We start from the raw sequence: 26,251 nt of genomic DNA, 5'->3' as shown, positions 1-26,251 counted from the left end.
CTATGAGCCGTCTCGGACAGAAGGCGCGCGCCCAGCTGGCCATCCTGGCGCTGGTGCTGGCGCTGCTGCCGGCGCTGGGACTACCAGTGGCCTCGGTCGCGCAGCAGGTGACGGCGGAACGCACGGCCTCGGCGATCGACTATGCCCGCTGGGAGGCCGAGGCGGAACAGGCGGAAAACCTGCTGGAAACCGGCACGGCCTCGTCTGCGCTGTTCGACGAGGTGCGCGCCTCGCTCGCCGAATGGCGGGGGCGCTTCACGGCGGCGGAAAACGCCAATGCCAGCCGGATCGCCGCGATCGAGGCGCAGATCGCCGATCTTGGCTCACCACCCGCTGACGGCGCGACCGAGACCGCGGCGGTGGCCGAACGGCGCACCGTGCTGAACGAGCAGCTCTCGCAGGCGCAGCTGCCGCGGCTCAACGCCAGCCAGGCCTATGCGCGCGTCGACCGGTTGATAGCTGAAATCGACGCGTTGCTGAACGCGCGCAAGCAGCAGCAATTGCTGGAACTTTCGCCCAGTCCGGCCAATCCGGTCCGCTGGGAACCGGCGCTGGTCGGACTGCGCGATGTCGTGCAGGCGCTGCGGCGCGACCTGTCGGACAGCCTGTCCGATCCTGAGCGGCGCACCCAGATGGCCGAGACCGCGCCCGTGGTCGTGTTCATGCTGGCGCTGGCTCTTCTGGCGCTGGTCCGGGGGCGGCGTTGGACCGAGCGCCTGACGCGCCGGCTGGGTCGCAGGTTGCATGTCCGGGGGCGGGCCGCTCTGGTCTTTCTCAGTTCGCTGTTGCAACTGGTGATCCCGCTGCTGGGCGTGATCCTGATCTTTGCCGCGGTCGGGACCTCGGGGGTGATCGGCGAAGTTGGCATCACCCTTCTGCAGGCGCTGGGCGCGCTGACGATCGCGGTCTATTTCGCACTTTGGCTGGCAGGGCGGCTGTTCCCCGACGGCGAGGACCTGCCGCTGGGCGTTCTGGAACTGGACGACAAGCAACGCGCCGCGGCAAGGCGGACCGTCGTGGCCATCGGGGTCTTTCTGGGCCTGTCGGTCGTCGCCCAGCAGATCGCCGGACTCGACATCGTGCAGCCGGTCGCCAAGGGCGTGCTGCAATTCCCGCTCTACCTGGGCCTCGCCCTGTTCTACCTGCGCGGGGCGCGCCAGCTGAAGGCGGGGCGCGCCGAGGCCACCGAGGAAAGCGGCCTGGGCTTCATGCGGCGGGTGCTGAGCGTGCTGCAGCAGGCGCTGACCATCGTCGCCATCGTCGGTCCGGCATTGTCGCTGATCGGCTTCGTCAACGCCGCCGAGGCGATCATGGTGCCGACCGGGGTAAGCCTGGCCATCCTCGGGGTGCTCATCGCGCTGCAACCGGTGGTGCGCGACCTGTATGCACTGATCTTCCGCACCTCGCATGACGATGCCGGGCAGGCGTTGCTGCCGGTGCTGGTGAACTTTGCGCTGGCCTTCGGCGCGCTGCCGCTGCTGGCGCTGACCTGGGGCATTCGCCCGGAAGAACTGGGTGAGATCTATGCCCGCTTCTGGGAGGGGGTGCCGGTCGGCGAAGGGCGCATCACGCCGGGCAACGTGGCGGCGGTAGCGATCGTCTTTGCCCTTGGCCTGATCGCCACGCGGCTGTTCCAGGGGGCGCTGAAATCCACCGTCCTGCCGCGCACGAAACTGGATGTGGGCGCGCGCAATGCGGTCAATTCCGGCGTCGGCTATGTCGGCATCGCGCTGGCGCTGGTGATCGCGGTGACGACGGCCGGGATCGACCTGACCGCGCTGGGCGTCGTGCTGGGCGCGCTGTCGGTCGGCATCGGCTTCGGTCTTCAGAACGTCGTCAACAACTTCGTCTCGGGTCTGATCTTGCTGATCGAGCGTCCGATCTCGGAAGGTGACTGGATCGAGGTCGGCAGCAACATGGGCATCGTCAAGTCGATCTCGGTCCGCTCGACAAGGATCGAGACCTTCGACCGGACGGACGTCGTGATCCCGAATGCCGACCTGATCTCGGGAACCGTGACCAACTGGACGCGCGGAAACACGGTGGGCCGGGCCATCGTCACGGTGGGAGTGGCCTATGGCACCAACACGCGCCGCGTGCAGGAGATCCTGCAGGAAATCGCGCGTGAGCATCCCGTCGTCGCGCGCTATCCGGAACCGGGCGTCGATTTCATGGGGTTCGGGGCGGATTCGCTGGATTTCCGCATCCGCGCCATCCTGCGGGACGTGAACCAGCTCATCGCGGTCAAGACCGAGATGCATCACCGCATCGTCGAACGCTTTGCCGAGGAGGGGATCGAGATTCCCTTTGCGCAGCGCGACGTCTGGCTGCGCAACCCCGAGGCGCTGCGCGCCGCGACGCCGGCAGACCCCGCCGCGCCGGAACCGCCCGCCAGGAGGCCGTCCACGCCGCCCGACGAAGAGGCAGCGGGACAGGAGAACCCTTTCGCCGAGATGAACGAGACCGGAGACGACCGATGAGCGACCCCCTCTACCGCACCGACCCCTACCGCCGCGAGGCGCCCGGCGTGGTCATCGGCCACACCGAGGAGGGCGGCGTGATCGTCGAGCCGACGCTGTTCTATCCGCAGGGGGGCGGTCAGCCGGGCGATAGCGGCTGGCTGGAATGGGACGGCCGCTCGTTGCCCATCGCGACCACGGTCAAGGGCGAGGGTGGCACCTCGGTGCTGGTCGCGGCGGAGCCTGCGCGCCTGCCGCCCAAGGGTGCGCACGTGTTGCAGGTGCTGGACTGGGAGCGGCGCCACAGGCACATGCGGGTGCATACCGCGCTGCACCTGCTCAGCGTGGTGATCCCGCTGCCGGTGACGGGCGGCAATATTGGCGCCGGGACCGGCAGGCTGGATTTCGCCATGCCAGAGCCGCCGGATGACCGCGAGGGGCTGGAACGCGCGCTGAACGCGATGGTCGACCAGGACCTGCCGGTCAGCGACCTCTGGATCGACGAGGCGGAACTCGACGCCAATCCGGGCCTGGTCAAGACCATGTCGGTGCAGCCGCCGCGCGGTGCGGGGCGCATCCGGCTGGTGCGGATCGGCACCCAGACCCGACAGGTCGACCTGCAACCCTGCGGCGGCACCCATGTTGCCCGCACCAGCGAGATCGGTGTCATCGCGCTGGGCAAGATCGAGAACAAGGGCAAGCAGAACCGCCGGGTGAACATCACCCTCGGCTGAGGGGCACTCAGCGTTTCTTCACCGGCACGCCATACAGTTCCATCCGGTGACCTTTCAGCCGGTAGCCCAGCCGCGCGGCGATGCGTTCCTGCAGCGCCTCGATCTCGGGATCGACGAATTCGATCACCTTGCCGGTGGTCATGTCGATCAGGTGGTCGTGGTGGTCGCGTTCGGCATCCTCGTAGCGGGCGCGGCCGTCGCCAAAATCGACCTTTTCCAGGATGCCCGATTCCTCGAACAGCTTCACCGTCCGGTAGACCGTCGCCAGCGAGATGCGCGAATCGCGCGCGTTGGCGCGGGCGTGCAGTTCCTCGACATCGGGGTGGTCCCTGGCGGCGTCCAGCACGTCGGCGATGACGCGGCGCTGTCCGGTCATGCGCAGGCCCTTGGCGGCGCAGCGTTCGGTTATGGTGTCGGACATCGTCTACTCCGGCGGTGCCGCCCTGTATTGCCAAATGTAGGGGCCGAGGCCAAGCCTTCAGCGCGCCGCAGGCCGCGCAAGGTATAGCGCCAGCGCGCCGATGACGATGGCGCCGCCCGCCAGCATCCGCGTCGTCGGCGCCTCGCCGGTGCCCAACCAGACCCAGAGCGGCCCCAGCACGGTTTCCAGCAGCATGAGCAGGCTTACCGTGGCGGCGGGCGCCATGCGCGAGGCGGCGCTGAGCGAGAAGAAGGCGAGCGGCAGGATCAGCAGGCCGGTGGCCAGGACCATCGGCACGGCGCCATCGGTCATCCGTGCCGGGCCGGTGACGCCCCAGCCCAGCGACCCAGCCAGCAAGCTGCCCAGCCCGATCGCCAGCAACAGAGGCAGTTGCGGGCTGCGCCGCAGGCATACGAAGTTCAGCGCCAACGCCGCCGCGACACCCAGCCCGCAGGCCGCGCCCAGCACCGCGCGCGCATCCAGGGCCGCCTCGCCCGTGTCGGTGACGGCCAGTGCAATGCCTGCCAGCACGGCGGCGATGGTGGCCCAGGTGACGCGACTGGCGCGTTCACCCAGCAAGACATGCGACAGAAGCGCGGCCCAGACCGGCACCGTTGCCACCGCCAGCAACACGACCGAGACCGGTGCCGCCGCGATCCCCACCGGGAACAGCGTGGCGTTCATGGCATGGTTGGCGATCACCAGCAGAGTCCCTCCGCTGGCCAGCGCCGCCAGGTCAGCCGCGCGGTGGCGGCTGGTCAGCGCCCAGGCCAGCACGAACAGAGAGCCCATGCACAGCCCGCGCCAGCCCAGCATCTGCATCCCGTCCATGCCGGACAGGCGCAGCAGCAGCGCGTCCGGCGTCAGCACCAGCGCGCCGAATAGGGCGAGCGTCACGCCCCGTCGCGTATCGGGCATGGCTCAGCCGTAAAGCGGTTGCAGGCCCATCTGCATGTGCAGCGTGTTGACCGTGCTCTCGTCCAGTTGAAGCGCGCGCGCCAGCCGGTCGAGATACTGCGCCTCGGCCTCGGTATCGACGCGGATGGTCATGAGCGAGGCGGCATAGACCGGGCCGCGCTGCGCCTCGGGCGTGTCGGCGGCCAGTGCCTGCGGATCGACCGGCGCCTTCAGCGCCGCCTGGACGAAGGCCATGTCCTCGGCCGAGGCGTCGCCCACGGTCTCGAGGATCTTGGCCTGTTCGGCAGAGTCGATGCCGCCGTCGGACTTGGCCGCCATGATCATCGCCCGCAGCATAAGACCGGCGGCCTTTTCTGCGTCGGGCGCGGTCTTTCCGGTGTCGAGTGCGTCCAGCATCGCCGCCGCGCCCTGGCCCTGCGCCTTGGCGGCGGTGCCGCCCATCATCGCCAGAAGCCCGGCCAGCCCCGCGCCGGTGCCGCCTGCCGACAGCGCCGAGAGCAGCCCCGCCGACCGGTCTCCCTGCGCGGCGCCGCCTCCCATCATCGCCGCAAGGTCGATGCCCTGCGCCTGCATCTTCTGCATCATCTCGGCCAGCGGGTTGGCGCCTCCGGCGCCGCCGCCGAGACTGCCCATCAGCGCGCCAAGCCCGCCTTGCTGGAACTGCTCCATCATGCCCGCCATCGGGTTCTCGACGCCCTTCGGCATCTCGCCCGCCATGGCGCGGCCGGCCTGCGCCTGGATCCTGGCAGCCTCGGTCTGTGCCGGAACTTGCGCCCCGCCACCCAGGAGGCCGGGCAGGCCCGCCCCGCCCGACAGGCGGTCGACCCCGCGCGCGGCGGCGTATCCGATGGCGACCTTCGCCAGAGTTCCCATCAGGCTCATGTTACGATCCTCCCTTTTCGCTTGTCGAGAGACTGACAGATATCCGCCGTGACGCAAGGGATTGACGGCGCGGGCCTCAGCATGTCCTTGGGCGGCATGGCACGCAAGGACAGCATGGACAGGGCAGGGGCGGCAGGCATGGTGGTTTTCGCCACGCTGCTGGCCGCGAACCAGGTGGTGGTGAAGCTGACCAATGCCGGCATCGCGCCAGTCTGGGGAGCAGGGCTGCGCTCTGTCCTGGCGCTGGTCGTGCTGGCGCTGTGGTGCCTGGCCACGGGCCGGCGGCCGCGCGGCATCACGCGGACGCTGTGGCCAGGGCTGCTGCTGGGCGGGCTGTTCAGCTTCGAGTTCCTGGTGCTGTTCGTCGCGCTGGACCTGACGACGGTCTCGCGCAGCGCGATCCTGTTCTACTCCATGCCGGTCTGGTTCGCCGTCATCGCCCATCTCTTCCTGCCGGGAGAGCGCCTGACGCCGCGTCGCCTGCTGGGTCTCGGGCTGGCCATGGCCGGCGTGGTCTGGGCGCTGTCCGATCCGCAGAGCCGGGATGCGGGCAACTGGCTGGGCGACGGGCTGGCGCTGCTGGCCTGTTTCGCCTGGATCGGCATCGCGCTGACCGTGCGCCTGACGCGGCTGGCGCATGCGCCAGCCGAGACGCAGCTGTTCTGGCAACTCACCGTCTCGGCGGTGGTGCTGTGCCTCGTGGCGCCACTATTCGGGCCGATGCTGCGCGGGCCGGAATGGTGGCACTGGGCGGGACTGGGCGCGCAGGCGGTCTTTGTCGCCAGCCTCGGCTTCCTGTTCTGGCTGCACCTGATGACGATCTACCCGGCCTCGGACATCGCGGCGTTTTCGTTCCTGTCGCCGGTCCTGTCGGTGGGCCTGGGCTGGGCGCTGCTGGACGAGCCGGTGGGGCCGGGGTTCCTGGGCGCGCTGGCGCTGGTTTCGGTGGGGATCGTGCTGGTGACGGTGCGTCGGCGACGGCCCGTGGTGGTGCCGGAGGCAGGCGGGATCTAGCCGCGCGTCCCTCAGGTACCGCAGAAGGTGGCGGTGACCTGTTCGGAGGGCTGCGGCGGGCGGCGCAGGTCGGCGGATTCGGGCTGATCCTCATACGGGCGTGCCAGCACCGCGTTCAGCCGATGAAACGGCGCGTCGTCGCCCTCGACCGCCGCCGCGATCATTTCCTCGACGCGGTGGTTGCGCGGGATGAAGGCCGGGTTCGCCGCTCGCATCCGGGTGTCCGGCGCGTCCTCGACTGCGATCCGTTTCTGCCAGCGCGCGTGCCACGCATCGTATCCCGCGATATCGGCGATCTGGTCGCGGGCAGTGCCCTCGGCCAGGGCGCGGAAACTGTTGGTGAAATCCGAGCTTCCCGCCTGCATCAGGTCGAGGAAATCGGCCACCAGATCGGCATCCTCGGCCCGTGGTGCGCCGATCCCGATCTTGGCGGCAAAGCGGCGCAGCCATTCGGCCCGGATCAGGTCAGGCATGGCATTGATCTGCGCGGTGAATCGCTCGATCGCCGCGTCCGTTTCGGGCATCAGGGCGACCAGCGCCGTGGCCAGCTGCGCCATGTTCCACACGATCACGTCGGCCTGCGCCACATAGGCGTAGCGCCCGTGATGGTCGATCGACGAAAACACCGTCTCGGGGTCGTACTCGTCCATGAAGGCGCAGGGGCCATAGTCGATCGTTTCGCCCGAGATGGCGCAATTGTCGGTGTTCATCACCCCGTGGATGAAGCCAAGGCTCATCCAGTGAGCCACCAGCGCGGCCTGCCGGTCGATGACCTCTTGCAGCAGGCCGTCCGGCCCGGTCACGCCGGGATAGTGCCGGTCAACCGTGTAGTCGAACAGCTGCCGCAGGGCTTCGGTGTCACGGCGGGCGGCAAAGACCTGGAAGGTGCCGACGCGGATATGGCTGCTGGCGACACGGGTCAGCACGGCGCCGGGCAGGGCGCGCTCGCGGATCACCTCTTCGCCCGTGCGCACGGCTGCCAGCGCGCGGGTCGTCGGCACGCCGAGCGTGTGCATCGCCTCGGAGACGACGTATTCGCGCAACACCGGGCCCAGCCAGGCCCGCCCGTCGCCACCACGCGAAAACGGCGTGCGGCCCGATCCCTTCAGCTGGATGTCGCGCCGGATGCCGTCGCGCCCGACCACCTCGCCCAGCAGGATCGCGCGTCCGTCGCCCAGTTGCGGATTGTAATGGCCGAACTGGTGCCCAGAATAAAGTTGCGCCAGCGGTTCCGCCCCCTCGGGCAGGGTGTTGCCGGCGAAGATCGCGGCAAGGCGTGGATCCTGCGTGCCGGTGATGCCCAGATCTTCGGCCAGGGGCGCGTTGAAGGCGACCATCGAGGGCGCCTTGACCGGCGTTGGGGCCAGCCTTGCGCCAAAGCCTTCGGGCAGGCGGGCATAGGAATTGTCGAAGGGGATGTGCAGGGTCATGGCCGTGATCTAGCCGTTCCCGAGGGGTTTTTCCATGGTCATCGAGGTCGGGCGGTCAAAACCGGCATGGCAGGTCTCGGCCACGCGGACAAAGCCCATCGCGGCGAAGGCGGCGTGATTGCCGGTCAGCTCGACCCGCGTCTGAAGCCGCAGGCAGGGCAGGCCGAGGCGGCGCGCCATTCCTTCGGCACCCGCGACAAAGGCACGGCCCAGGCCGCGCCCCTGCGCGTCGGGATGGATCGCCAGCTTGCCGATGTAAAGCGCGTCCCGGTCGTTGCGGAAAAACGCGCAGCCCAGCAACGGCGGCCCGGCGATCCAGAGATGTTCGTCCCGCGCCTTGTCCCGCAGCGCGGCGGCATCGAGCCGATGCAGAGACGAGGGCGGGTCGATCCGGCCCGCCATGTAGGCGAAACTGGCCTGGAGCAGCGCCAGAAGCGCGGCCCAGTCATCGAATTCCGCAGGCGCGGGGCGCGGCGTCACAACACCCGGCTGAACAGCGCGTAGCCATTGCGCGGCGCAAAACGCGCCCGGCGGTAGAAGCCGTGCAGGCGCTCGTCGTTCAGGTCTGCCTCGAGGTGGAGCGCCTTGACGCCGGCCTCGCGCATCGCTTTGGCGACGCCGTCCAGCGCCTCGCCGCCCATGCCGCGCTTGCGCACGGCGGGGCGGATGTAAAGCTCGTCCACGATGGCGTCGAGCCCGCCATACTCCAGCGACCAGCCGAAGCTGAGGGCGATATATCCCACCGGCGCACGGCGTGGTCCGATCAGCCAGACCGCGCCATGCGGCGAGCCGTCGAGCAGCGGCAGGATGGCCGCGGCGCGATGGTTGTCGTCGCTGTCGAAACCGGCCTCGGCATGGTAGGCGGCGACCAGCGGCAACAGGCGGTCGGCATCGTCAGGCCCGGCGAGGTGAAGCGATTTCATAGCCGCCCCAGCCGTTCCGTCAGCAGGGCGAAGAAGCCCTCGTCATCGACCGATCCCATGAACATCGCGTTCGGGCTGCGCCCCGTCACGCGCCACCAGTCGGCCACGGTCATGCCCAGCGTCAGGGGCGAGTTCGTTTCGATCTCGACATTGACGTGCCGGCCCGCGAACAGGTCGGGGCAGATGAGATGGGCCGTCACGCAGGGGTCGTGCAGGGGCGCGCCCTCGGAGCCGTATTTCTCCTTGTCGAACCGCTCGAAGAACTCGGTCATCTGTGCCACGGCCACGCCCACGGTGGTTCCCAGGGCGCGGAAGGCGTCGTTGCGATCCTTCGTCACCAGCGCCTTGTGCGTCACGTCGAGCGGCATCACGGTCAGCGGCACGCCGGAGGAAAAGACGACATCCGCCGCCTCGGGATCGACATAGATGTTGAACTCGGCGGCGGGCGTGATGTTGCCCACCTCGAAATAGGCGCCGCCCATCAGCACGATCTCACGGATGCGCGGCACGATGTCGGGCGCGGCCATCATGGCGCTGGCGATGTTGGTCAGCGGTCCCAGCGGGCAGAGCGTGACGCTTTCGGACGGTTCCTGCCGCAGGGTTTCGACGATGAAGTCGACCGCATGGGCGTCCTGAAGGGGCATGGTGGGTTCGGGCAGGGACGGCCCGTCTAGGCCGGTCTTGCCGTGCACGTGCTCGGCGGTGACGAGGGGGCGGCGCAGCGGCTTGTCGCAGCCGGCGAAGACGCGGGTGTCGGGCCGCCCGGCCAGTTCGCAGACGATGCGGGCGTTGCGCTGTGTCAGCGGCAGCGGCACGTTTCCGGCGACGGCGGTGATGCCCAGGACCTCGATCTCTTCGGGCGAGGCGAGGGCCAGCAGGATCGCGACGGCGTCGTCCTGACCGGGATCGGTGTCGATGATGATCTTGCGGGGGGGCATGGGCAATCCTGTTTTCGCGCCTTCCCGTGGTGACACGGGCCGCCAAGCGGTTCAAGCGGATCGCGCACGTGGGCGTTTTTCTGCCCGTAGCGGGTTTACCCGGCGGGTGCCTCGTTCAGGCAGCACATGCGGATCAACCAATCTTCGCCATGGCGTTCCAGCACGGCCAGCGTCGTCCCGTCGCCGGTCTCGGCCCCTTCGGCGAAACGGGCAAGGCACCAGGCCAGGTCGCCGGATGCGCCCGCCTCTTCGACCGTCAGGGTCTTGTTCCCGCCATCCTGCACCCAGTCGACATGCAGTGCCGCGATGGCGGCGCGGCCAATGGCGGGCGGGGCGTAAGGAGAATGCAGTTGTGCATCCTCGGCAAAGATCGCGGCACAGCCTTTGGCATCGCCGGCCCGATAGGCCGCTACATAGGCGTTCAGGACGGCCTGTATCTCGTCCCTTGTGGTCATGCTGTGCCGTCCTTTCAGCCCCGTTTCCGGTCAAGCCTATCGGCATGCGCCGGCATGGCAAGCGCTCAGGCGGAACAGCTTGCCCCGCCCAGCACGCAGAATTTCGCGCAATGGGGATGGTTGAGCGCAACGGGGCGCTCGGCCTCTTCCAGCGTCTCGCCCAGCTCGAATTCCGGGTCGTAGGGCAGAAGCGTGCAGGCCAGCACGGTGGGGCGTGCGGCGCCCTTGCGTTTCACGACCATGCGCGACGAAGAACACATCACGCTGTCGGGTGATTTCTTGAGGATGCCCCAGCAGGCGGTGGTGATCTCGGGCACCTCGACGCTTTCGTCCATCTCGGGGAAGAGCACGCAGGCGCCCGGGTCGAAGGCGTCGATGGCAAAGCCTTCCTCGGCGAAGAGGCGGGCATAGCCCTGCCGCGACTCGGTTTCGCTTTCATCCCAGAGGGTGCGCCCGGCCACGGCCATGCGAACCCCTGCGTCGCGCAGCCAGCGCATGCCCTGCAGGGTCTTGTCGAAACTGCCGGGCCCGCGTTCCTCTTCGTGGCGGGCGGCGTCCCAATGGTCGAGCGACACGCGCAGCACCAGCCGGTCGCCATGCGCCTCGCGCAGCGCCACCAGCCCCTCGCGCATCTTTCGGCGCATCATCGGGCGCATCGCGTTGGTCAGGATCAGCACGCGGTATCCGCGGTCCAGAGCGACACGCGCCATGCCGATCATCTCGGGGTTCATGAAGGGTTCGCCGCCAGTAAAGCCGATCTCGGTCACGCCCCAGCCGCGTGTTTCCAGCTGGTCGAGGTAGTCTACGACCTCGGCCTCGGTCAGATAGACGAGACGGTCATTCTCGGGCGAGCTTTCGATGTAGCAATTGGCGCAGGTGATGTTGCACAGCGTCCCGGTGTTGAACCACAGCGTCTGCGGATTGGTCAGCGCGACGGTGGCGCGCGGCTCGCCCTTCGCGGTGACGGCGGGGTCCACGAACTTGCCGAGATTGGCGGTGTCCTTCATCGGGCTCTCCTCTGTTGCCCCCGAGTGCTAGGGGTCTGCCTGCGGGCTGACCAGAGGTGTAATTTTTCCCTGACGCCATTGTGAAGCCCCCTCTTGCTGTTAGACTCCGGCGTCATTATGAGCTAGAGGAAGCCGCGTTAGCGCTAACGCCGCAGCCGCGCATCGGGTGCGGCCGGCGCAGGAAAGGCAAGAAAGGGCGTCCCATGGTCTCACGCGTGATCCCGGTCGATCCGTTCGACCTCGTGATTTTCGGCGGCACGGGCGATCTGGCCCGGCGCAAGATCCTGCCGGGCCTGTTCCGCCGCTTCTGCGGCGGCCAGATGCCGCCCGAGGCGCGCATCATCGGCGCCGCGCGATCGGACATGGACGATGCGGGCTTTCGCCAGATGGTGGCCGAGTCGATCCACGAATTCGGCGACAAGCGGCACCCGCATGAAGACCAGCTGCCGGCCTTCCTGGAGCGGGTCAGCTATGAAACCGTGGATGCCACGGGCGATGGCGGCTGGACCGCGCTCAAGGCACGGTTGCGGCCGGGCACGGTTCGGGCCTTCTACTTCTCGGTCGGGCCGAGCCTGTTCGGCGACCTGGCCGAGCGGCTGCGCGGTTTCGGCCTTGCGGATGATGACAGCCGGGTGGTGGTGGAAAAGCCCTTTGGCCACGATCTGAAATCGGCGCGGGCGCTGAACGCGACGCTGGCGCGGCATTTCAGCGAACAGCAGATCTACCGGATCGACCATTACCTGGGCAAGGAGACCGTCCAGAACCTGATGGCGGTGCGCTTTGGCAACATGCTGTTCGAGCCGCTGTGGAACGCGCAATACGTCGATCACATCCAGATCACGGTGGCGGAAACCGTGGGTGTCGGAGGGCGCGGCGGCTATTACGACAAGTCGGGCGCGATGCGGGACATGGTGCAGAACCACCTGATGCAGCTGCTTTGCCTGATCGCGATGGAGCCGCCGGCCCGATTCGAGCCCGACTCGGTCCGGGACGAGAAGCTGAAGGTGATCCGCGCGCTCGACCCGGTCGACTGGCACCACATCGTGCGCGGCCAGTATGCGCCGGACGGCGACACGCCGGGATATCGCCACGATGTCGAGGATCCGCGGTCGCGCACGGAAAGTTTCGTGGCGCTGAAATGCCATGTCTCGAACTGGCGTTGGGCGGGCACGCCCTTCTACCTTCGGACAGGCAAGAAGCTGCGGGCGCGGACCTCGGAAATCGCGGTGGTGTTCAAGGACGCGCCGCATTCGATCTTTGGCGCCGATGCCGGGCGGCACCGCAACGTGCTGTCGATCCGTTTGCAGCCGAACGAGGGAATCACGCTGGGCGTGACGATCAAGGAACCGGGGCCGGGGGGCATGCGCCTTGTGGACGTGCCGCTGGACATGACCTTTGCCGATGCGCTGGGCCCGGATGTCGAGGACGTACCCGATGCCTATGAACGCCTCATCATGGACGTCATCCGGGGCAACCAGACGCTGTTCATGCGGGGCGACGAGGTCGAGGCCGCCTGGGCCTGGACCGATCCGATCATCGAGGGCTGGATTGCCCGGAACGAGGTGCCGAAACCCTACGACGTCGGGTCGAGCGGGCCGGATGATTCGCTGATGCTGATGCACAAGGACGGCCGCAAGTGGCGGGAGATCCGGTCATGAGCTACGACTTTGTCGCCTACCCTGACCGTGACATGCTGGCGATCGACCTGGCCAACCGCCTGGCGGGCGAGTTGCGGCAGGCGCTGGCCCATGCGGACCGCGTGACGCTGGCTGTGCCGGGGGGAACATCTCCGGGGCCGGTCTTTGACGATCTCTGCGCCGCTGACCTCGATTGGAGCCGCGTCGACGTGCTGCTGACCGACGAACGCTGGGTGCCCGAGGACAGCCCGCGCTCGAACACCGCGCTGCTGCGGCGGCGCCTGCTGACCGACCGCGCAGCGGCGGCGCGTCTGCTGCCGCTCTACCGGCCGGACATGGAATGCGACGCGGCGGCGGCGGCCCTGGCCGAGACCATCGCGCCGGAACTGCCGTTGGCGGTGGTGCTGCTGGGCATGGGGGCAGACATGCACACCGCCTCGCTCTTTCCCGGCGCAGATCGTTTGGACGAGGCGCTGTCGCGCGATGCGCCGGTGCTGGTGCCGATGCGCGCACCCGGAGCACCCGAGCCGCGCGTGACGCTGAGCGGTCCTGTTCTGAACGGCGCGCTGCACAAGCATGTGCTGATCTTCGGCGCCGAGAAACGTGCGGCGCTGGAAGGCGCGCGGGGCAAACCGGCGCATGAGGCGCCGATCAACGCGGTGCTGGACGGCGCCGTGGTGCATTGGGCGGAGTGAAGACCATGTGGGACGACCTGAAGAACCATGCTGCTCGGATCGGCGACCGGCGCATCCTGTCGCTGTTCGAGGACAACCCGAACCGCGCCACCGAATTCAGCACCGAGGCGTTGGGGATGGTGTTTGACTATTCCAAGACGCAACTGGACGAGCAGATCCGCGGTGCGCTGCTGGCGCTGGTCGAGCGCGCGGGCGTGGCGCAGCGGCGCGAGGCGATGTTCACAGGGAAAAAGATCAACGAGACCGAGGGGCGCGCGGTGCTGCACACCGCCTTGCGCAATCTCGACGGCGGCGCGGTGCCGGTCGACGGGGCCGACGTGATGCCCGGCGTACTGGACACGCTGCGCCGGATGGAGGCCGAGGCCCGTGCGCTGCGCGCGTCCGACGTGACGGACGTGGTCAACATCGGCATTGGCGGCTCCGACCTCGGTCCGGCGATGGCGGTGCGGGCGCTGGCGCCTTACCACGACGGGCCGCGCTGTCATTTCGTGTCCAACGTGGACGGTGCGGACATCGCCGACACGCTGAAACTCTGCGACCCCGAGCGCACGGTCTTCATCGTCGCCTCCAAGACCTTCACCACGATCGAGACAATGACCAACGCGCAGACGGCCAAAGCCTGGCTTGTGGAGAAGGGCGTCAGCGCCGAGGGCCGCTTCATCGCGCTTTCCTCGAACGTGGCGAAGGCGGCGGAATTCGGCATCCTGGAGTCCCGCGTCTTCGGCTTCGAGGACTGGGTAGGCGGGCGCTATTCCATGTGGGGGCCGATCGGCCTGTCGCTGATGGTGGCGATCGGACCGGAGAATTTCCGCGCCTTCCTGGCCGGCGGGCAGGCGATGGACAACCATTTCCGCAACGCCCCCCCGCACGAGAACATGGCCGTCATGCTGGCGCTGGTGGGGATCTGGCACAACCAGGTGCTGGGCCACGCCACCCGCGCCGTTCTGCCCTATGACAATCGCCTCGCGCGGCTGCCCGCCTATCTCCAGCAGCTGGAGATGGAGAGCAACGGCAAGGGCGTCAGCATGGACGGTGCGGACCTGGCCTGCCATTCCGGCCCGGTGGTCTGGGGCGAGCCCGGCACCAACGGCCAGCACGCGTTCTACCAGCTGATCCACCAGGGCACGCGGGTTGTGCCCTGCGAGTTCATGGTCGCCGCGCGCGGCCACGAGGACGACCTGCGCCACCATCACCACCTGCTGGTCGCCAATTGCCTCGCACAGTCCGAGGCGCTGATGCGGGGCCGCAGCCTGGACGAGGCGCGCGCCAAGGTGGCGGGTCAGTTCACCGGCGATGAACTGGAACGCCAGGCGCGCCACCGCGTCTTTCCCGGTAACCGCCCATCGACCACGCTGATCTATCCGCGCCTCGATCCCGAGACGCTGGGCAGGATCATCGCGCTCTATGAGCATCGGGTGTTTGTCGAAGGCGTGATCCTGAACATCAACTCCTACGACCAGTGGGGGGTCGAACTGGGCAAGGAACTGGCCACGGCATTGGGGCCGATGGTGTCGGGCGAGCAGGATAGCGCGGGCAAGGACGGCTCAACGCGCGCGCTGCTTGACTTCATCCACCGTCACGGCGGCTGAGGCGTCGAATGGGGGCTCTGCCCCCGTCGCGTTCCGCGACTCCTCCGGAGTTTGTCGGGCAAGATGAAGCGGTCGCATGACAGGCCCCCAATCTTGCTTCTGGCGGGAAACATACTGGGGGAAGCGACCGAGGGGAGCAGGGGCAAACCCCTCAATCCACGGTCTGTAACGGCGCCGCGTCAGGGAATGTCGAAATCCGGCATGGCCAGTTCGAACCCATCGAAGCGGAAACCGGGGCTTACGGTGCAGCCCACCAGCGTCCAGCCGCCCATGCCGCGGGCCGCCTGCCAGTGATGCGGCGGAACGAGAATCTGCGGGCGCTGGCCCACGGCCAGGTCAGGGCCCAGGACATGGTCTGCGCGCGGGCCGGCCGCGGTTTCGGCAATCGACAGGATCAGCGGGGCGCCCGCGTAGAAATGCCAGATCTCGGCGGCATCGACCCGTTGCCAGTGGCTACGCTCTCCGGCCTTCAGCAGGAAATAGATGCAGGTGCCCGCCGGGCGACCCTCGCCCTCGGCCTCCCAAGTCTGGCGATAATGCCCACCCTCGGGATGCGGGGCGAGGTCCAGCATGGCGATGATGTCGTCGGCGTCCAGGCGCGCGCCCCCCTCGGGTTTCGTTAACCGTCTTTGCCCACCCTCTGCCCACTCGAAAACCGTCTCGAACACAGGAGGCAGAGATGAGCAGTGCATCGGTCCGGCAGATGGCCGAGGAAATCGTCGCCCGCGAGGGTGGCTATGTCAACGACCCCGACGATCCCGGCGGGGCCACGAAATACGGCGTCACCATCCACACCATGCGGCGCCTCGGGATCGACCTTGATGGCGACGGCAGCGTGACCGCCGAGGATGTGAAACGGCTGAGCCGTGCGCAGGCGGTTGAGATCTTTCTTCAGCACTATTTCCTGAAGCCGCGCATCGCGGAATTGCCTGAGATGCTGCATGCGACTGTCTTTGACATGTATGTGAATGCCGGCGCCAACGCGGTGAAGATCCTGCAACGGCTGCTGGTCGAGATGGGCGAAAAAGTGGCCGTTGATGGCGCCATCGGCCCGCAGACCGTCGCGGCAGCCGCACGGGCGGCGGCGCGGGCGCCCGGCCATATTGCCGACGCATACGGCATCGCGCGGCGGAATTATTACTTCGCCATCGCCGATGCGCGGCCCGCGTCGCGCAAGTATGCCCGCAGCCGCGCGGGCGGCAAGGGCGGCTGGATCAAGCGCGCCGAGGAGTTCATCTCGTCCCGCTATCACCTGACGGACGTGCAGTTCCAGCGGAGGGTTGCGGCATGGGGATGATCGAAATCCTGCTGAACGGGCTGTTCGGCGGCGGACGCAACGTGGTGCGTGAGACCGCCGAGGTTTTCCGCGTCAATGCCGAGGCCGAGGCGGGGCGCGAGTTGACGCTGCAACATGCCTCGCTGGAGCAGTTCGCCAAGGAATTCCGGCTGGAACGCCGCTCGCGCTTTGACCGGTTCATGGACGCGCTGAACCGGGTGCCGCGCCCGGCGATGGCGCTGGGCACGATGGGGCTGTTCGTGGCGGCGATGGTGGACCCGGTCTGGTTCGCCGCGCGCATGGCGGGCATCGCGCTGGTGCCCGAGCCGCTGTGGTGGCTGCTGGCGGCCATCGTCAGTTTCTACTTCGGCGCGCGGCACCAGGCCAAGGGGCAGGATTTCCAGCGCGACCTGGCCGCCACCATCGCCGCCGTGCCGCAGGTCGTGCAGACGGTACGCGACGTCGAGGCGCTTCGCGACGTGAGCCCGGCCGAGCCTACCCCTGCCGGAGAGCCGGCCGTGGAAACCACCGAGCGGAACCCCGCGCTGGATGACTGGCGCGCCACGCGCTGAGCCGCTCGGCCACCCATGCCGTTGCGACAATGTGAACGCGCACCCGGGCCGAATCCCATTGGCCCGGGTTTTGCGTCGCCCTATAGTCCTGACCATGATTACAGAGCTTGGACATATCGCCCTGATCCTCGCCTTCTTCGTGGCGCTGATTCAGATGACCGTGCCGCTGATCGGCGCGCATAAACGCTGGCCCGGCTGGATGGCCGTCGCCGAACCTGCCGCCACCGCGCAATTCCTGCTGATCGGGATGAGCTTTGCGGCGCTGACGCATGCCTTCGTGACGTCGGATTTCTCGTTGCAGCTGGTCTATCAGAACAGCCACTCGGCCAAGCCGATGCTCTACAAGATCTCGGGCGTCTGGGGCAACCACGAGGGCTCCATGCTGCTCTGGGTGATGATCCTGGCGCTGTTCGGCGCCTGCGCAGCCTGGTTCGGGGGGAATATCCCGCACACGCTGCGCGCCCGCGTGATCGCGGTGCAGGGGGCGATCGGCGTGGCCTTCCTGGCCTTCATCCTGTTCACCTCGAACCCGTTCCTGCGCCTGGTGGTGCCGCCGTTCGACGGCCAAGACCTGAACCCACTGTTGCAGGACCCCGGATTGGCGTTCCATCCGCCATTCCTCTACCTCGGCTATGTCGGCCTGAGCATCTGCTTCAGCTTTGCCGTTGCTGCGCTGATCGAGGGGCGGGTCGACGCGGCGTGGGGGCGCTGGGTGCGGCCCTGGACACTGGCGGCCTGGGTCTTTCTGACCATAGGTATCGCGCTGGGATCGTGGTGGGCCTATTACGAGCTGGGCTGGGGCGGGTTCTGGTTCTGGGACCCGGTGGAAAACGCCTCGTTCATGCCTTGGCTTTTCGCCGCCGCATTGCTGCATTCGGCCATCGTGGTGGAAAAGCGCGAGGCGCTGAAAAGCTGGACCATCCTGCTGGCGATCCTCGCCTTCGGCTTCTCGCTGATCGGCACGTTCATCGTGCGCTCGGGCCTGCTGACCTCGGTCCATGCCTTTGCCAACGATCCCGAACGCGGCGTCTTCATCCTGATGATCCTCGTCTTCTTCACCGGCGGCGCGCTGATGCTGTTCGCGGCACGGGCGAGTGCGATGGAGGCCAAGGGCGTCTTCGGCGTGGTCAGCCGCGAAAGCGCGCTTGTGGCGAACAACATCCTGCTGGCGGTGTCGTCTTTCGTGGTCTTCGTCGGCACGATGTGGCCCCTGGTGGCCGAGATGTTCTTTGACCGCAAGCTGTCGGTCGGCCCGCCCTTCTTCAACGCGGCCTTCACGCCCTTCATGATCGTTCTTGGCATCATCCTGCCCGTGGGCGCCATGCTGAGCTGGAAGCGGGCGAAGCTGGATCGAGTCATCCGTCAGCTGGCGCCGGCCTTCATGCTGGCGGTGGCGCTGGCGGGGTTCGTCTGGGCGATGCAGACCGGCCGCAGCCTGATGGGGCCGGTGGGCGTGTTCCTGGGCACCTGGCTGGTCGCCGGCGCGATCACCGACCTGATCAGCCGTACCGGTCAGAACCGCGATCTGAAACGCCTGCTGCGACTGCCGCGCGCCGACTGGGGCAAGGCGGTGGCGCATTCGGGGATGGGCATCACCATGCTGGGTATTGCCGGGCTGATGGCGTGGCAGGAAGAGGACATCCGCGTCGCCCGGGTAGGCGAGCCGTTTACCGTAGGTGCCTTCGAACTGGAGTTGCAGGGCGTCGAGCGGGTGCAGGGGCCGAACTACATCTCGACCATGGGCGAGGTGTCGGTCCGCAAGGACGGGGTCGAGATCGCGCATCTCTACCCGGAAAAGCGGAACTACCCGGTGGCGCAGATGCCCACGACCGAGGCGGCGATCGACTATCGCGTGATGCGCGATGTCTATGTCGTCATCGGCGATCCGCAGGACAATGGCGGGTGGGTCATGCGGACCTATATCAAGCCCCTGGCGAACTGGATCTGGGCGGGCTGCATCATCATGTCGCTGGGCGGCTTGCTGAGCCTCTCCGACCGCCGCTATCGTGTGGCGGCCGGCGCGGCACGGACAGAGCCCAAGCTGGGAGTGCCCGCGGAATGAACCCGTTGCGCGGATTGCGGGGCAAGACTCCGGCTCTTGTCCTGGCGGTTTGCCTGGCGTTGTCGGGCGCGCCGCTACCGGCTGTGCAGCCCGACGAGATGCTGTCCGATCCGGCGCTGGAGGCGCGGGCGCGGGAGATTTCCGAGGGGCTGCGCTGTCTGGTCTGCCAGAACGAGAGCATCGACGAGTCGAACGCCTCACTGGCGCGTGACCTGCGCATCCTGGTGCGCGAGCGGATCATGGAAGGCGACAGCGACACCGAGGTGGTTGATTTCATTGTCGACCGCTACGGCGAATTCGTGCTGCTGAAACCGACCACGGGCGGCTGGAACGTGCTGCTCTGGGCGGCGGGGCCGGCACTGTTCGTGATGGCGCTGGGGATCGGCATCGTCTATGTGCGCCGCCGCGCCAGCGCCGTCGCACCGGGCGAGGCGGGGCTGAGCGAGGCCGAGCGTCAGCGCCTGAAGGAACTTCTGGGCGAGTAGGGCGCGACGTATGGGGCTCTGCCCCGTCTCGCCTTCGGCGAGACTGCCCTGAGTATTTTGAACAAGAAGAAGACGGGACGCGGGCGCGGGTGACGCCGCGTTTCGCTTTGCCATTTTCCGGGGCGCGGTGTTTGATGCGGCGACGCAAAGAGGGAGCCTGCGATGCAGTATGACATGATCGCCTATTCCGTGGTCGAGGACCTGGCCACGATCACGCTCAACCGCCCCGACGTGATGAATGCGCTCAACACCCAGATGCGCGCCGAGATCACCGACGCGATGCGACGCGCGGCGCGTGAGGCGCGGGTGGTCGTGCTGACCGGGGCGGGGCGGGCCTTTTGCTCGGGGCAGGATCTGGGCGACCGCGCCAATGCCGCCAATATCGACCTCGAGCGCACGCTGCGTGACGAATACGTGCCCATGTTGCAAGCGATCTTCGATTGCCCGGTGCCGACGATCAGCGCGGTCAACGGTCCGGCGGCGGGGGCGGGGGCGAACCTCGCGCTGGCGGCGGACGTGGTCATCGCCTCGGAGGATGCGTTCTTCCTCCAGGCCTTTACCCGGATCGGGCTGATCCCGGATGCGGGCGGCACCTGGTATCTGCCGCGGCAGATGGGTCTGGCCAAGGCCATGGGTGCGGCGCTGTTTGCCGAGAAGATCAGCGCGCGGCAGGCGTCGGACTGGGGCATGATCTGGGAGGCGGTGCCTGCGGCCGAGTTCGAGGCGGTCTGGAAGGCGCGGGCCACGCACCTCGCGAAGGGGCCGACCGCCGCCTACACGCGGGTGAAACAGGCGATGCGCACCTCGCTGGACAACACGCTGGAAGAACAGCTGGCGATCGAGGCGAAGCTTCAGGGCGAATGCGGCAAGACCCGCGATTTCCAGGAGGGTGTCCTCGCCTTTCTGGAAAAGCGCCCGGCGCAATACGAGGGGCGCTGACCAGCACACTGAAGAAGGCAGAAGCGAAGGCGCGCCGATGGGCGCGCCTTTTTCGTTTGCCGGGGATCAGGCAGCGGGTGCCTGTGGCGAATGAAAAGGCCCGCCCCCCGGAGAGGGACGGGCCCGAAGCCGGAGCGGAACCGGTTCAGCGCGTTTCGATGTCGCGATAGTCGCGCTGCTTGTGCCCACGGTAGAGCTGACGCGGACGGCCGATCTTCATCTGCGGGTCGGCCAGCTGTTCCTTCCACTGGCTGATCCAGCCGACGGTGCGGCTGACAGCGAAGACGGGGGTGAACATTGAGGTCGGGAAGCCCATCGCCTCGAGGATGATGCCCGAGTAGAAGTCGACGTTCGGGAACAGCTTCTTGTCGGCGAAATACGGATCCGCCAGCGCCTGCTTTTCCAGTTCCTTGGCGACCTGAAGGATCGGGTTGTTCTCGACCCCCAGCAGGTCAAGCACCTCGTCGGCGGACTGTTTCATAACCTTGGCGCGCGGGTCGAAGTTCTTGTAGACGCGGTGGCCGAAGCCCATCAGGCGGAACGGGTCGTTCTTGTCCTTGGCGCGGGCAATGAATTCGGGGATGCGGTCGACGCTGCCGATCTCCTTCAGCATCTCGAGGCAGGCCTGGTTGGCGCCGCCATGGGCCGGGCCCCAGAGGCAGGCAATGCCGGCGGCGATGCAGGCGAAGGGGTTGGCGCCAGAGGACGAAGCGAGGCGCACCGTAGAGGTCGAGGCGTTCTGCTCGTGATCCGCATGCAGGGTGAAGATGCGGTCCATCGCACGGGCCAGGATCGGGTCCACGACATATTCCGCGGCGGGCACGGCAAAGCACATGTGCAGGAAGTTCGCTGCGTAATCGAGGTCGTTGCGCGGATAGACGAAGGGCTGGCCGATCGAATACTTGTAGGCCATCGCCGCGATGGTCGGCATCTTGGCGATCAGGCGGTGGCTGGCGATCTCGCGTTGGTGCGGGTCGCTGATGTCGGTGCTGTCATGGTAGAAGGCCGACATGGCGCCGACCACGCCCACCATCGTCGCCATGGGATGCGCATCGCGGCGGAAGCCGCGGAAGAAGTTGTGCATCTGCTCATGGATCATCGTGTGGTGCGTGATCGTGTCCTCGAACTTTTCCAGCTCGGCGGCGGTGGGCAACTCGCCGTAGAGCAGCAGGTAGCAGACTTCGAGGTAATGCGACTTGGAGGCCAGCTGGTCGATCGGATAGCCGCGATGGGTCAGCACGCCCTCGTCGCCGTCGATGAAGGTGATGGTGCTGTCGCAGGACGCGGTCGAGGTAAAGCCGGGGTCATAGGTAAAGACGCCCGCCTGCCCGTAAAGCTTGCGGATGTCGATGACATCCGGGCCTTCGGTCGGCGAGTAGATCGGAAGATCGTAGTTCTCGTTGCCGATGATGAGGGTCGCTTTTCTCGTCTCGTCAGCCATGCTTGTCATCCCTTCTAGCTGGGCCGCTGGGGCCCGGATTGCGGCGCGGCCGGGTGCCGGCCGCATCATCGATCTCACATGGCCCGGGACCGGATCAGTCCTGCCCGTCGGCCGCAGCATGGGCCAGTCGCGCCAGCGTTTCGTCGCGCCCGAGGACGAGCATCATGTCGAACACGCTGGGCGTCGCCGTGCGCCCGGCCAGCGCGGCGCGCAACGGCCCCGCCAGCTTGCCGAATTTCGTTCCCTGTTCCTCTGCGAAGCGGTTCAAGATCGCCTCCAGATCATGCCGCGTCCAGCTAGCATTTTGCAACTGCGGCGTCAACGAGGCCAGTATACCACGGGATACAGTGTCCAGCGCCTTCGCCGCCGCATCATCCGGCACGATCGGCGTTGCGGCCAGGACGAAGTGCGCCTTTTCAAGGAGTTCCGGGAAGGTTCGGGCGCGTTCCTTGAGGCAATACATCGCACGATGCAGGCCGTCCGCCTGTGCCTGGGCCAGGGCGGGCAGGCCTGCGGCATCGAGGTAGGCCACGATCTCATGCAGCAGCGCAGCATCGTCCGCGGCGGCGATGTGCTGGCCGCAGAGATTTTCCAGTTTCTTGAAGTCGAGCCGCGCCGGCGCCTTGCCGATTCCATCGAGATCGAACCAGGCCTGCGCCTGCGCATCGGTAAAGAACTCGTCGTCGCCGTGGCTCCAGCCCAGCCGCGCGAGATAGTTGCGCATCCCCGCCGCCGGATAGCCCATCGCCTGGTATTCCTCGACACCCAGCGCGCCGTGGCGCTTGGACAGTTTCTTGCCGTCCGGCCCATGGATCAGCGGGATATGCGCCCAGACCGGCACGTCCCAGCCCATCGCGGTATAGATGCCCATCTGGCGGGCGGCGTTGTTCAGGTGGTCGTCGCCGCGGATCACGTGGGTCACGCCCATGTCGTGATCGTCCACCACCACGGCCAGCATGTAGACGGGCGTGCCGTCCGAGCGCAGCAGTACCATGTCGTCGAGCTGGTCGTTGCCGATGCGCACGTCGCCCTGCACGCGGTCGCGGATGATCGTTTCGCCCTCCAGCGGGGTCTTGAGCCGGATCACGTAAGGCGCGTCGGGATGGGTCGCGGGGTCGGCGTCGCGCCACGGGCTCTGGAACAGGGTGGAGCGCTTTTCCTCGCGGGCCTTCTCGCGGAAGGCCTCGATCTCGTCCTGCGTGGCAAAGCACTTGTACGCCTTGCCCATGTCCAGCAGCTGGTGGGCGACCTCGGCATGGCGGGGGGCGCGGTCGAACTGGCTGATCACCTCGCCGTCATGGTCGAGCCCCAGCCACGCCAGACCCTTGAGGATCGCCTCGGTCGCCTCGGGGGTAGAGCGGGCTCGGTCGGTGTCCTCGATCCGCAGCAGGAACTTGCCGCCACGACCGCGGGCGAAAAGCCAGTTGAACAGCGCCGTGCGCCCGCCGCCGATATGCAGGTAGCCGGTGGGCGAGGGGGCGAACCGCGTGACGATCATCTGGTCGGACATGGTTAACCTTTTCCTAAGAATGGGATGGCAAAGCTTGCGCGTTCCTTACCGGGAGGCTTGTGAAGGGGCAAGCATGGCGCCAGCCGCGACAGCCTTGATCGACCGCGCCGCGGGCCTCGTTCTGGGCCAGCGCGGATTTCTGTTCCCGTGGGCGCCGGTCTGCCTTGGCGTGGGGATCGGGCTGTATTTCCTGCTCCGGGTAGAGCCGCCGACATGGGCCTTGTGGCTGGCGGCGCTGGCCGGGCTGGCGGGGTTGGTCGCGCAGGCGCGCATGAACGCCGTGGCGGGGCCGCTGGTTGCCGCTGTGGCGCTGGCCTGCCTGGGGATCGGGCTGGCCGGGGCACGGTCGCATGGCGTCGCCGGGCCTGTGCTGGACTTCCGCTACTACGGATCGATCGAAGGGCGGGTCGTGGGCATCGACCGCTCGGCCAGCGATGCGGTGCGGCTGACGCTGGACCGCGTGGTGCTGGAGCGCATGGCGCCCGAGGACACGCCGACGCGCGTTCGCGTCTCGCTGCACGGCGAGCAGGGATTCGCCCCGCTGGAACCGGATGCCGTAGTGATCCTGACCGGCCACCTCGGCCCGCCGGGCGGCGCGGTGGAGCCGGGCGGATTCGACTTTCGCCGCCATGCCTGGTTCCTGCGGCTCGGCGCGGTGGGCTATACGCGCAATCCCGTGCTGCTGCTGGAGGAACCGGGTGGGGGGCAGGCCGTGTTCGCCGCGCGGATGGCGTTGTCGCAGTATGTGCAGAAGGCGTTACCGGGTGAGACGGGCGCCTTTGCCGCCGCCGTGACAACCGGAGACCGCAGCGGCATGGGGCAGGAAACGCTGGACGCGCTGCGCGATACGAACCTCGCGCATCTGCTGGCGATCTCCGGCCTGCACATGGGGCTTCTCGCGGGGTTCGTGTTCGGTGCGCTGCGGGTCGGCCTGCTGCTGGTGCCGCTTGTGCGCCATCATTGGCCGGTCAAGCGGTTGGCGGCGGCGGGCGCGCTGGTGGCGGCCTTCGGCTACCTGCTGCTGTCCGGCGGCAACGTGGCCACGGAACGCGCCTTTGTCATGGCGGCGGTGGCACTGACGGCGGTGATGCTGCACCGGCGTGCCCTGTCGTTGCGGGCGGTGGCGATGGCGGCGCTGATCATCCTGGTCCTGCAACCCGAGGCGATGCTCGGCCCAGGCTTTCAGATGTCCTTTGCCGCGACAACCGCGCTGGTCGCGGTGTTCGAGCAAGTCAGCGGTCTGCAACGGGAACGCCGCCTGCCACGCTGGGCCGCCCCGGTGATTTCCCTTCTGGTATCCTCGGCGGTGGCGGGCTTCGCCACGGCGCCGGTCGCCATGACGCATTTCAACCGGATGACCCATTACGGGCTGATCGCAAATCTCGTCTCGGTGCCGGTGATGGGGATGATGGTAGTGCCGGCGGCGGTGGTCGCGGCATTGCTGTCGCCGCTGGGGCTGGACTGGCTTGCGCTGGCGGTGATGGGCTGGGGGCTGGATTGGATCCTGCTGGTGGCGCGCACTGTCGCGGCGTGGGAGGGGGCGGTGCGCCCGATCCCGGCGCCCGGCCCCGGTGTTCTGCCGCTGATGGCGATGGGCGGGCTGATCCTGTGCCTGTGGCGCGGGCGTGGCCGGCTGGCCGGGATGGTCCCCGCCGCGCTGGCGCTGGCGCTTTGGGTCGGGGCAGAGCGGCCTGCGCTGCTGATCGCCGACAGTGGCGCGTTGGTCGGGTTGATGACCCCCGAGGGCCGCGCCCTGTCGCGCCCGCGCGGGTCGGGCTTCATAGCCGAGGTCTGGTTGGAAAACGACGGCTCGCGACTGGATCAAGCGGGGGCTGCGGGGCTCTGGCCGGGCGAGGCGGAAGGCCGGGTCGCCCGTGGCCGCCTTGGTTCCTGGGAGGTAATCCACCTTCAGGGCAAGATCGCCTCACGGGGGTTCGCGGAATGCCGGGCGGACCAGATCGTGGTCGCCAGCGAGGCGCTGGCCCTGTCCGGTCCCTGCCTACGGTTCGACCCCGACACGCTCGGGGCGACCGGCGCCGTCGCCGTGAGCGCGCGGCCCGACGGCCTGCGCGTCGTCACCGACCGGGAATTGTCCGGGGACAGGCTCTGGCATCGCCGCCCCGCGGCGCAGGACGCCCCGTTGCGGCTGGCGCAGACCGGTCAGTAGGTGCGGATAAGCCCGACAAGGCGGCCCTGAACGGCGACCTCGCCCGCGGGCAGGACGCGCGGCTCATAGGCCGGATTCGCCGCTTCGAGCACGATCATCCCGCCCTTGCGGTAATAGCGCTTCAGCGTCGCCTCGTAGCCATCGACCTGGGCCACGACGATATCGCCATCGTCAGCATGGCTGGTTTCGCGGATCACAACCACGTCGCCGTCATTGATGCCCGCCTCGATCATCGAGTCGCCCTTGACCTCGAGCGCATAGTGGCGCCCGCCACCGTGAAGCATCTGCCCCGGCACCGATACGCCCGGCGGCGTGTCGTTGATCGCCTCGATCGGAACGCCGGCGGCGATGCGGCCCAGAAGCGGCAGTTCGGCCAAGTGGGCAGCGCCGAGGCTGATTGCGTCTGCCGGCGTGCTGTCGGGCAGGTCGCCGTCGATGACCGAGGGAACAAAGCCACGCGCGGTGCCGCCCAGTGCCTCTGGCAGCTTGACGATCTCGAGCGCGCGTGCGCGGTGCGGCAAACGCCGGATGAAGCCGCGCTCCTCGAGCGCGGTGATCAGCCGGTGGATGCCGGATTTCGACCGCAGGTCCAGCGCGTCCTTCATCTCGTCGAAACTGGGCGGAACACCGTCGCGCGCCATGCGGCGATTGATGAAATCCAGCAGATCCAGTTGTTTCTTGGTCAACATCGGGTGCC

The 26,251-nt window shown here is 67.7% G+C and carries 25 protein-coding genes; 12 read left to right on the top strand and 13 right to left on the bottom strand.

What is annotated here, in order from left to right; genetic code table 11:
- Positions 1-2 precede the first annotated feature (2 nt).
- Together KB874_RS02815 and KB874_RS02810 are read left to right on the top strand one after the other, a co-directional pair.
- Positions 3-2,480: a DUF3772 domain-containing protein gene (locus KB874_RS02815; protein ID WP_212535015.1), complete on the top strand. Its 2,478-nt coding sequence runs from the start codon at positions 3-5 to the stop codon at positions 2,478-2,480.
- Positions 2,477-3,193, top strand: a complete 717-nt coding sequence (locus KB874_RS02810) for an alanyl-tRNA editing protein (RefSeq protein WP_212535014.1) — start codon at positions 2,477-2,479, stop codon at positions 3,191-3,193. Before KB874_RS02815 ends, KB874_RS02810 begins: the two co-directional genes overlap by 4 nt.
- Before the next feature lie 7 nt (positions 3,194-3,200).
- On the opposite strand, the gene KB874_RS02805 is transcribed toward KB874_RS02810, so the two are convergent.
- The 3 genes from KB874_RS02805 to KB874_RS02795 are packed head-to-tail and all read right to left on the bottom strand — an operon-like array spanning position 3,201 to position 5,414.
- Positions 3,201-3,614 carry a Fur family transcriptional regulator gene (locus KB874_RS02805; RefSeq protein ID WP_212535013.1) on the bottom strand — a complete coding sequence of 138 codons (414 nt, stop codon included), beginning with the start codon at positions 3,612-3,614 and terminating at the stop codon, positions 3,201-3,203.
- 57 nt (positions 3,615-3,671) lie between these two features.
- On the bottom strand, positions 3,672-4,532 hold the full coding sequence (locus KB874_RS02800) for a DMT family transporter (protein ID WP_212535012.1): 861 nt from the start codon (positions 4,530-4,532) through the stop codon (positions 3,672-3,674).
- A 3-nt stretch (positions 4,533-4,535) separates the two neighbouring features.
- Complete coding sequence (locus KB874_RS02795) at positions 4,536-5,414, bottom strand: DUF533 domain-containing protein (RefSeq protein ID WP_212535011.1); 879 nt, start codon at positions 5,412-5,414, stop codon at positions 4,536-4,538.
- A 96-nt stretch (positions 5,415-5,510) separates the two neighbouring features.
- Between KB874_RS02795 and KB874_RS02790 the strand changes: the two genes are divergently transcribed.
- Positions 5,511-6,428, top strand: a complete 918-nt coding sequence (locus tag KB874_RS02790) for a DMT family transporter (RefSeq protein ID WP_212535312.1) — start codon at positions 5,511-5,513, stop codon at positions 6,426-6,428.
- A gap of 11 nt (positions 6,429-6,439) precedes the next feature.
- Here the strand turns inward: KB874_RS02790 and KB874_RS02785 are convergent, their stop codons facing one another.
- The 6 genes from KB874_RS02785 to KB874_RS02760 all read right to left on the bottom strand — a co-directional run bounded on the left by KB874_RS02785 (position 6,440) and on the right by KB874_RS02760 (position 11,181).
- Positions 6,440-7,858, bottom strand: coding sequence for a protein adenylyltransferase SelO (locus KB874_RS02785; protein WP_212535010.1), 1,419 nt, complete (start codon positions 7,856-7,858; stop codon positions 6,440-6,442).
- Positions 7,859-7,867: 9 nt separating this feature from the next.
- Positions 7,868-8,338, bottom strand: a complete 471-nt coding sequence (locus KB874_RS02780) for a GNAT family N-acetyltransferase (protein ID WP_212535009.1) — start codon at positions 8,336-8,338, stop codon at positions 7,868-7,870.
- Positions 8,335-8,781 carry a GNAT family N-acetyltransferase gene (locus KB874_RS02775; RefSeq protein ID WP_212535008.1) on the bottom strand — a complete coding sequence of 149 codons (447 nt, stop codon included), beginning with the start codon at positions 8,779-8,781 and terminating at the stop codon, positions 8,335-8,337. Before KB874_RS02775 ends, KB874_RS02780 begins: the two co-directional genes overlap by 4 nt.
- Positions 8,778-9,719 carry a nucleoside hydrolase gene (locus tag KB874_RS02770; protein WP_212535007.1) on the bottom strand — a complete coding sequence of 314 codons (942 nt, stop codon included), beginning with the start codon at positions 9,717-9,719 and terminating at the stop codon, positions 8,778-8,780. Before KB874_RS02770 ends, KB874_RS02775 begins: the two co-directional genes overlap by 4 nt.
- A 95-nt stretch (positions 9,720-9,814) precedes the next feature.
- Positions 9,815-10,174, bottom strand: a complete 360-nt coding sequence (locus KB874_RS02765; RefSeq protein ID WP_212535006.1) for a YybH family protein — start codon at positions 10,172-10,174, stop codon at positions 9,815-9,817.
- A gap of 65 nt (positions 10,175-10,239) precedes the next feature.
- A complete protein-coding gene (locus KB874_RS02760; protein WP_212535005.1) occupies positions 10,240-11,181 on the bottom strand; it encodes a radical SAM protein in 942 nt (313 codons plus the stop codon).
- Between the two features lie 203 nt (positions 11,182-11,384).
- On the opposite strand from KB874_RS02760, the gene zwf reads away from it, so the two are divergent.
- Genes zwf through pgi form a run of 3 tightly spaced genes read left to right on the top strand, consistent with a single transcriptional unit; the run spans position 11,385 to position 15,102 of the window.
- Positions 11,385-12,839 carry a glucose-6-phosphate dehydrogenase gene (zwf, locus tag KB874_RS02755; protein WP_212535004.1) on the top strand — a complete coding sequence of 485 codons (1,455 nt, stop codon included), beginning with the start codon at positions 11,385-11,387 and terminating at the stop codon, positions 12,837-12,839.
- Positions 12,836-13,513: a 6-phosphogluconolactonase gene (pgl, locus tag KB874_RS02750; RefSeq protein ID WP_212535003.1), complete on the top strand. Its 678-nt coding sequence runs from the start codon at positions 12,836-12,838 to the stop codon at positions 13,511-13,513. Before zwf ends, pgl begins: the two co-directional genes overlap by 4 nt.
- A 5-nt stretch (positions 13,514-13,518) precedes the next feature.
- Positions 13,519-15,102 (top strand): glucose-6-phosphate isomerase, encoded by a 1,584-nt coding sequence (gene pgi / locus KB874_RS02745; RefSeq protein WP_212535002.1) that lies wholly within the window; start codon positions 13,519-13,521, stop codon positions 15,100-15,102.
- Between the two features lie 179 nt (positions 15,103-15,281).
- On the opposite strand, the gene KB874_RS02740 is transcribed toward pgi, so the two are convergent.
- Positions 15,282-15,698, bottom strand: a complete 417-nt coding sequence (locus tag KB874_RS02740) for a cupin domain-containing protein (protein WP_212535311.1) — start codon at positions 15,696-15,698, stop codon at positions 15,282-15,284.
- Between the two features lie 83 nt (positions 15,699-15,781).
- Between KB874_RS02740 and KB874_RS02735 the strand changes: the two genes are divergently transcribed.
- The 5 genes from KB874_RS02735 to KB874_RS02715 all read left to right on the top strand — a co-directional run bounded on the left by KB874_RS02735 (position 15,782) and on the right by KB874_RS02715 (position 20,436).
- Positions 15,782-16,399: a holin-associated N-acetylmuramidase gene (locus tag KB874_RS02735; protein WP_249200206.1), complete on the top strand. Its 618-nt coding sequence runs from the start codon at positions 15,782-15,784 to the stop codon at positions 16,397-16,399.
- On the top strand, positions 16,390-16,950 hold the full coding sequence (locus KB874_RS02730; RefSeq protein WP_212535001.1) for a holin family protein: 561 nt from the start codon (positions 16,390-16,392) through the stop codon (positions 16,948-16,950). Before KB874_RS02735 ends, KB874_RS02730 begins: the two co-directional genes overlap by 10 nt.
- A gap of 94 nt (positions 16,951-17,044) precedes the next feature.
- Positions 17,045-19,012: a heme lyase CcmF/NrfE family subunit gene (locus KB874_RS02725; RefSeq protein WP_212535000.1), complete on the top strand. Its 1,968-nt coding sequence runs from the start codon at positions 17,045-17,047 to the stop codon at positions 19,010-19,012.
- Complete coding sequence (locus KB874_RS02720) at positions 19,009-19,497, top strand: cytochrome c-type biogenesis protein (protein ID WP_212534999.1); 489 nt, start codon at positions 19,009-19,011, stop codon at positions 19,495-19,497. The genes KB874_RS02725 and KB874_RS02720 overlap by 4 nt, the downstream gene beginning before the upstream one ends.
- Before the next feature lie 162 nt (positions 19,498-19,659).
- Complete coding sequence (locus tag KB874_RS02715; RefSeq protein WP_212534998.1) at positions 19,660-20,436, top strand: enoyl-CoA hydratase-related protein; 777 nt, start codon at positions 19,660-19,662, stop codon at positions 20,434-20,436.
- A 145-nt stretch (positions 20,437-20,581) separates the two neighbouring features.
- Here the strand turns inward: KB874_RS02715 and gltA are convergent, their stop codons facing one another.
- Both gltA and gltX read right to left on the bottom strand, forming a co-directional pair.
- A complete protein-coding gene (gene gltA, locus KB874_RS02710; RefSeq protein WP_212534997.1) occupies positions 20,582-21,877 on the bottom strand; it encodes a citrate synthase in 1,296 nt (431 codons plus the stop codon).
- 94 nt (positions 21,878-21,971) lie between these two features.
- On the bottom strand, positions 21,972-23,387 hold the full coding sequence (gene gltX / locus KB874_RS02705; protein ID WP_212534996.1) for a glutamate--tRNA ligase: 1,416 nt from the start codon (positions 23,385-23,387) through the stop codon (positions 21,972-21,974).
- 73 nt (positions 23,388-23,460) lie between these two features.
- On the opposite strand from gltX, the gene KB874_RS02700 reads away from it, so the two are divergent.
- Complete coding sequence (locus KB874_RS02700; protein ID WP_212534995.1) at positions 23,461-25,554, top strand: ComEC/Rec2 family competence protein; 2,094 nt, start codon at positions 23,461-23,463, stop codon at positions 25,552-25,554.
- Here the strand turns inward: KB874_RS02700 and lexA are convergent.
- Positions 25,548-26,243 carry a transcriptional repressor LexA gene (gene lexA / locus KB874_RS02695; RefSeq protein ID WP_212534994.1) on the bottom strand — a complete coding sequence of 232 codons (696 nt, stop codon included), beginning with the start codon at positions 26,241-26,243 and terminating at the stop codon, positions 25,548-25,550. The two genes, KB874_RS02700 and lexA, sit on opposite strands and share 7 nt — an antisense overlap.
- Between the last annotated feature and the right edge of the window lie 8 nt (positions 26,244-26,251).

Source organism: Thetidibacter halocola (assembly GCF_018224955.1).
Taxonomy (GTDB): Bacteria; Pseudomonadota; Alphaproteobacteria; order Rhodobacterales; family Rhodobacteraceae; genus Thetidibacter; species Thetidibacter halocola.
This window is presented reverse-complemented; position numbering and strand designations above follow the sequence as displayed.

What these genes read in the sequence shown, in the direction of transcription:
- KB874_RS02815 (WP_212535015.1), top strand. Translation starts at nt 3, where the DNA reads ATGAGCCGTCTCGGACAGAAGGCGCGCGCCCAGCTGGCCATCCTGGCG.
- KB874_RS02810 (WP_212535014.1), top strand. Translation starts at nt 2,477, where the DNA reads ATGAGCGACCCCCTCTACCGCACCGACCCCTACCGCCGCGAGGCGCCC.
- KB874_RS02805 (WP_212535013.1), bottom strand. Translation starts at nt 3,614, where the DNA reads ATGTCCGACACCATAACCGAACGCTGCGCCGCCAAGGGCCTGCGCATG.
- KB874_RS02800 (WP_212535012.1), bottom strand. Translation starts at nt 4,532, where the DNA reads ATGCCCGATACGCGACGGGGCGTGACGCTCGCCCTATTCGGCGCGCTG.
- KB874_RS02795 (WP_212535011.1), bottom strand. Translation starts at nt 5,414, where the DNA reads ATGAGCCTGATGGGAACTCTGGCGAAGGTCGCCATCGGATACGCCGCC.
- KB874_RS02790 (WP_212535312.1), top strand. Translation starts at nt 5,511, where the DNA reads ATGGCACGCAAGGACAGCATGGACAGGGCAGGGGCGGCAGGCATGGTG.
- KB874_RS02785 (WP_212535010.1), bottom strand. Translation starts at nt 7,858, where the DNA reads ATGACCCTGCACATCCCCTTCGACAATTCCTATGCCCGCCTGCCCGAA.
- KB874_RS02775 (WP_212535008.1), bottom strand. Translation starts at nt 8,781, where the DNA reads ATGAAATCGCTTCACCTCGCCGGGCCTGACGATGCCGACCGCCTGTTG.
- KB874_RS02770 (WP_212535007.1), bottom strand. Translation starts at nt 9,719, where the DNA reads ATGCCCCCCCGCAAGATCATCATCGACACCGATCCCGGTCAGGACGAC.
- KB874_RS02765 (WP_212535006.1), bottom strand. Translation starts at nt 10,174, where the DNA reads ATGACCACAAGGGACGAGATACAGGCCGTCCTGAACGCCTATGTAGCG.
- KB874_RS02760 (WP_212535005.1), bottom strand. Translation starts at nt 11,181, where the DNA reads ATGAAGGACACCGCCAATCTCGGCAAGTTCGTGGACCCCGCCGTCACC.
- zwf (WP_212535004.1), top strand. Translation starts at nt 11,385, where the DNA reads ATGGTCTCACGCGTGATCCCGGTCGATCCGTTCGACCTCGTGATTTTC.
- pgl (WP_212535003.1), top strand. Translation starts at nt 12,836, where the DNA reads ATGAGCTACGACTTTGTCGCCTACCCTGACCGTGACATGCTGGCGATC.
- pgi (WP_212535002.1), top strand. Translation starts at nt 13,519, where the DNA reads ATGTGGGACGACCTGAAGAACCATGCTGCTCGGATCGGCGACCGGCGC.
- KB874_RS02735 (WP_249200206.1), top strand. Translation starts at nt 15,782, where the DNA reads ATGAGCAGTGCATCGGTCCGGCAGATGGCCGAGGAAATCGTCGCCCGC.
- KB874_RS02730 (WP_212535001.1), top strand. Translation starts at nt 16,390, where the DNA reads ATGGGGATGATCGAAATCCTGCTGAACGGGCTGTTCGGCGGCGGACGC.
- KB874_RS02725 (WP_212535000.1), top strand. Translation starts at nt 17,045, where the DNA reads ATGATTACAGAGCTTGGACATATCGCCCTGATCCTCGCCTTCTTCGTG.
- KB874_RS02720 (WP_212534999.1), top strand. Translation starts at nt 19,009, where the DNA reads ATGAACCCGTTGCGCGGATTGCGGGGCAAGACTCCGGCTCTTGTCCTG.
- KB874_RS02715 (WP_212534998.1), top strand. Translation starts at nt 19,660, where the DNA reads ATGCAGTATGACATGATCGCCTATTCCGTGGTCGAGGACCTGGCCACG.
- gltA (WP_212534997.1), bottom strand. Translation starts at nt 21,877, where the DNA reads ATGGCTGACGAGACGAGAAAAGCGACCCTCATCATCGGCAACGAGAAC.
- gltX (WP_212534996.1), bottom strand. Translation starts at nt 23,387, where the DNA reads ATGTCCGACCAGATGATCGTCACGCGGTTCGCCCCCTCGCCCACCGGC.
- KB874_RS02700 (WP_212534995.1), top strand. Translation starts at nt 23,461, where the DNA reads ATGGCGCCAGCCGCGACAGCCTTGATCGACCGCGCCGCGGGCCTCGTT.
- lexA (WP_212534994.1), bottom strand. Translation starts at nt 26,243, where the DNA reads ATGTTGACCAAGAAACAACTGGATCTGCTGGATTTCATCAATCGCCGC.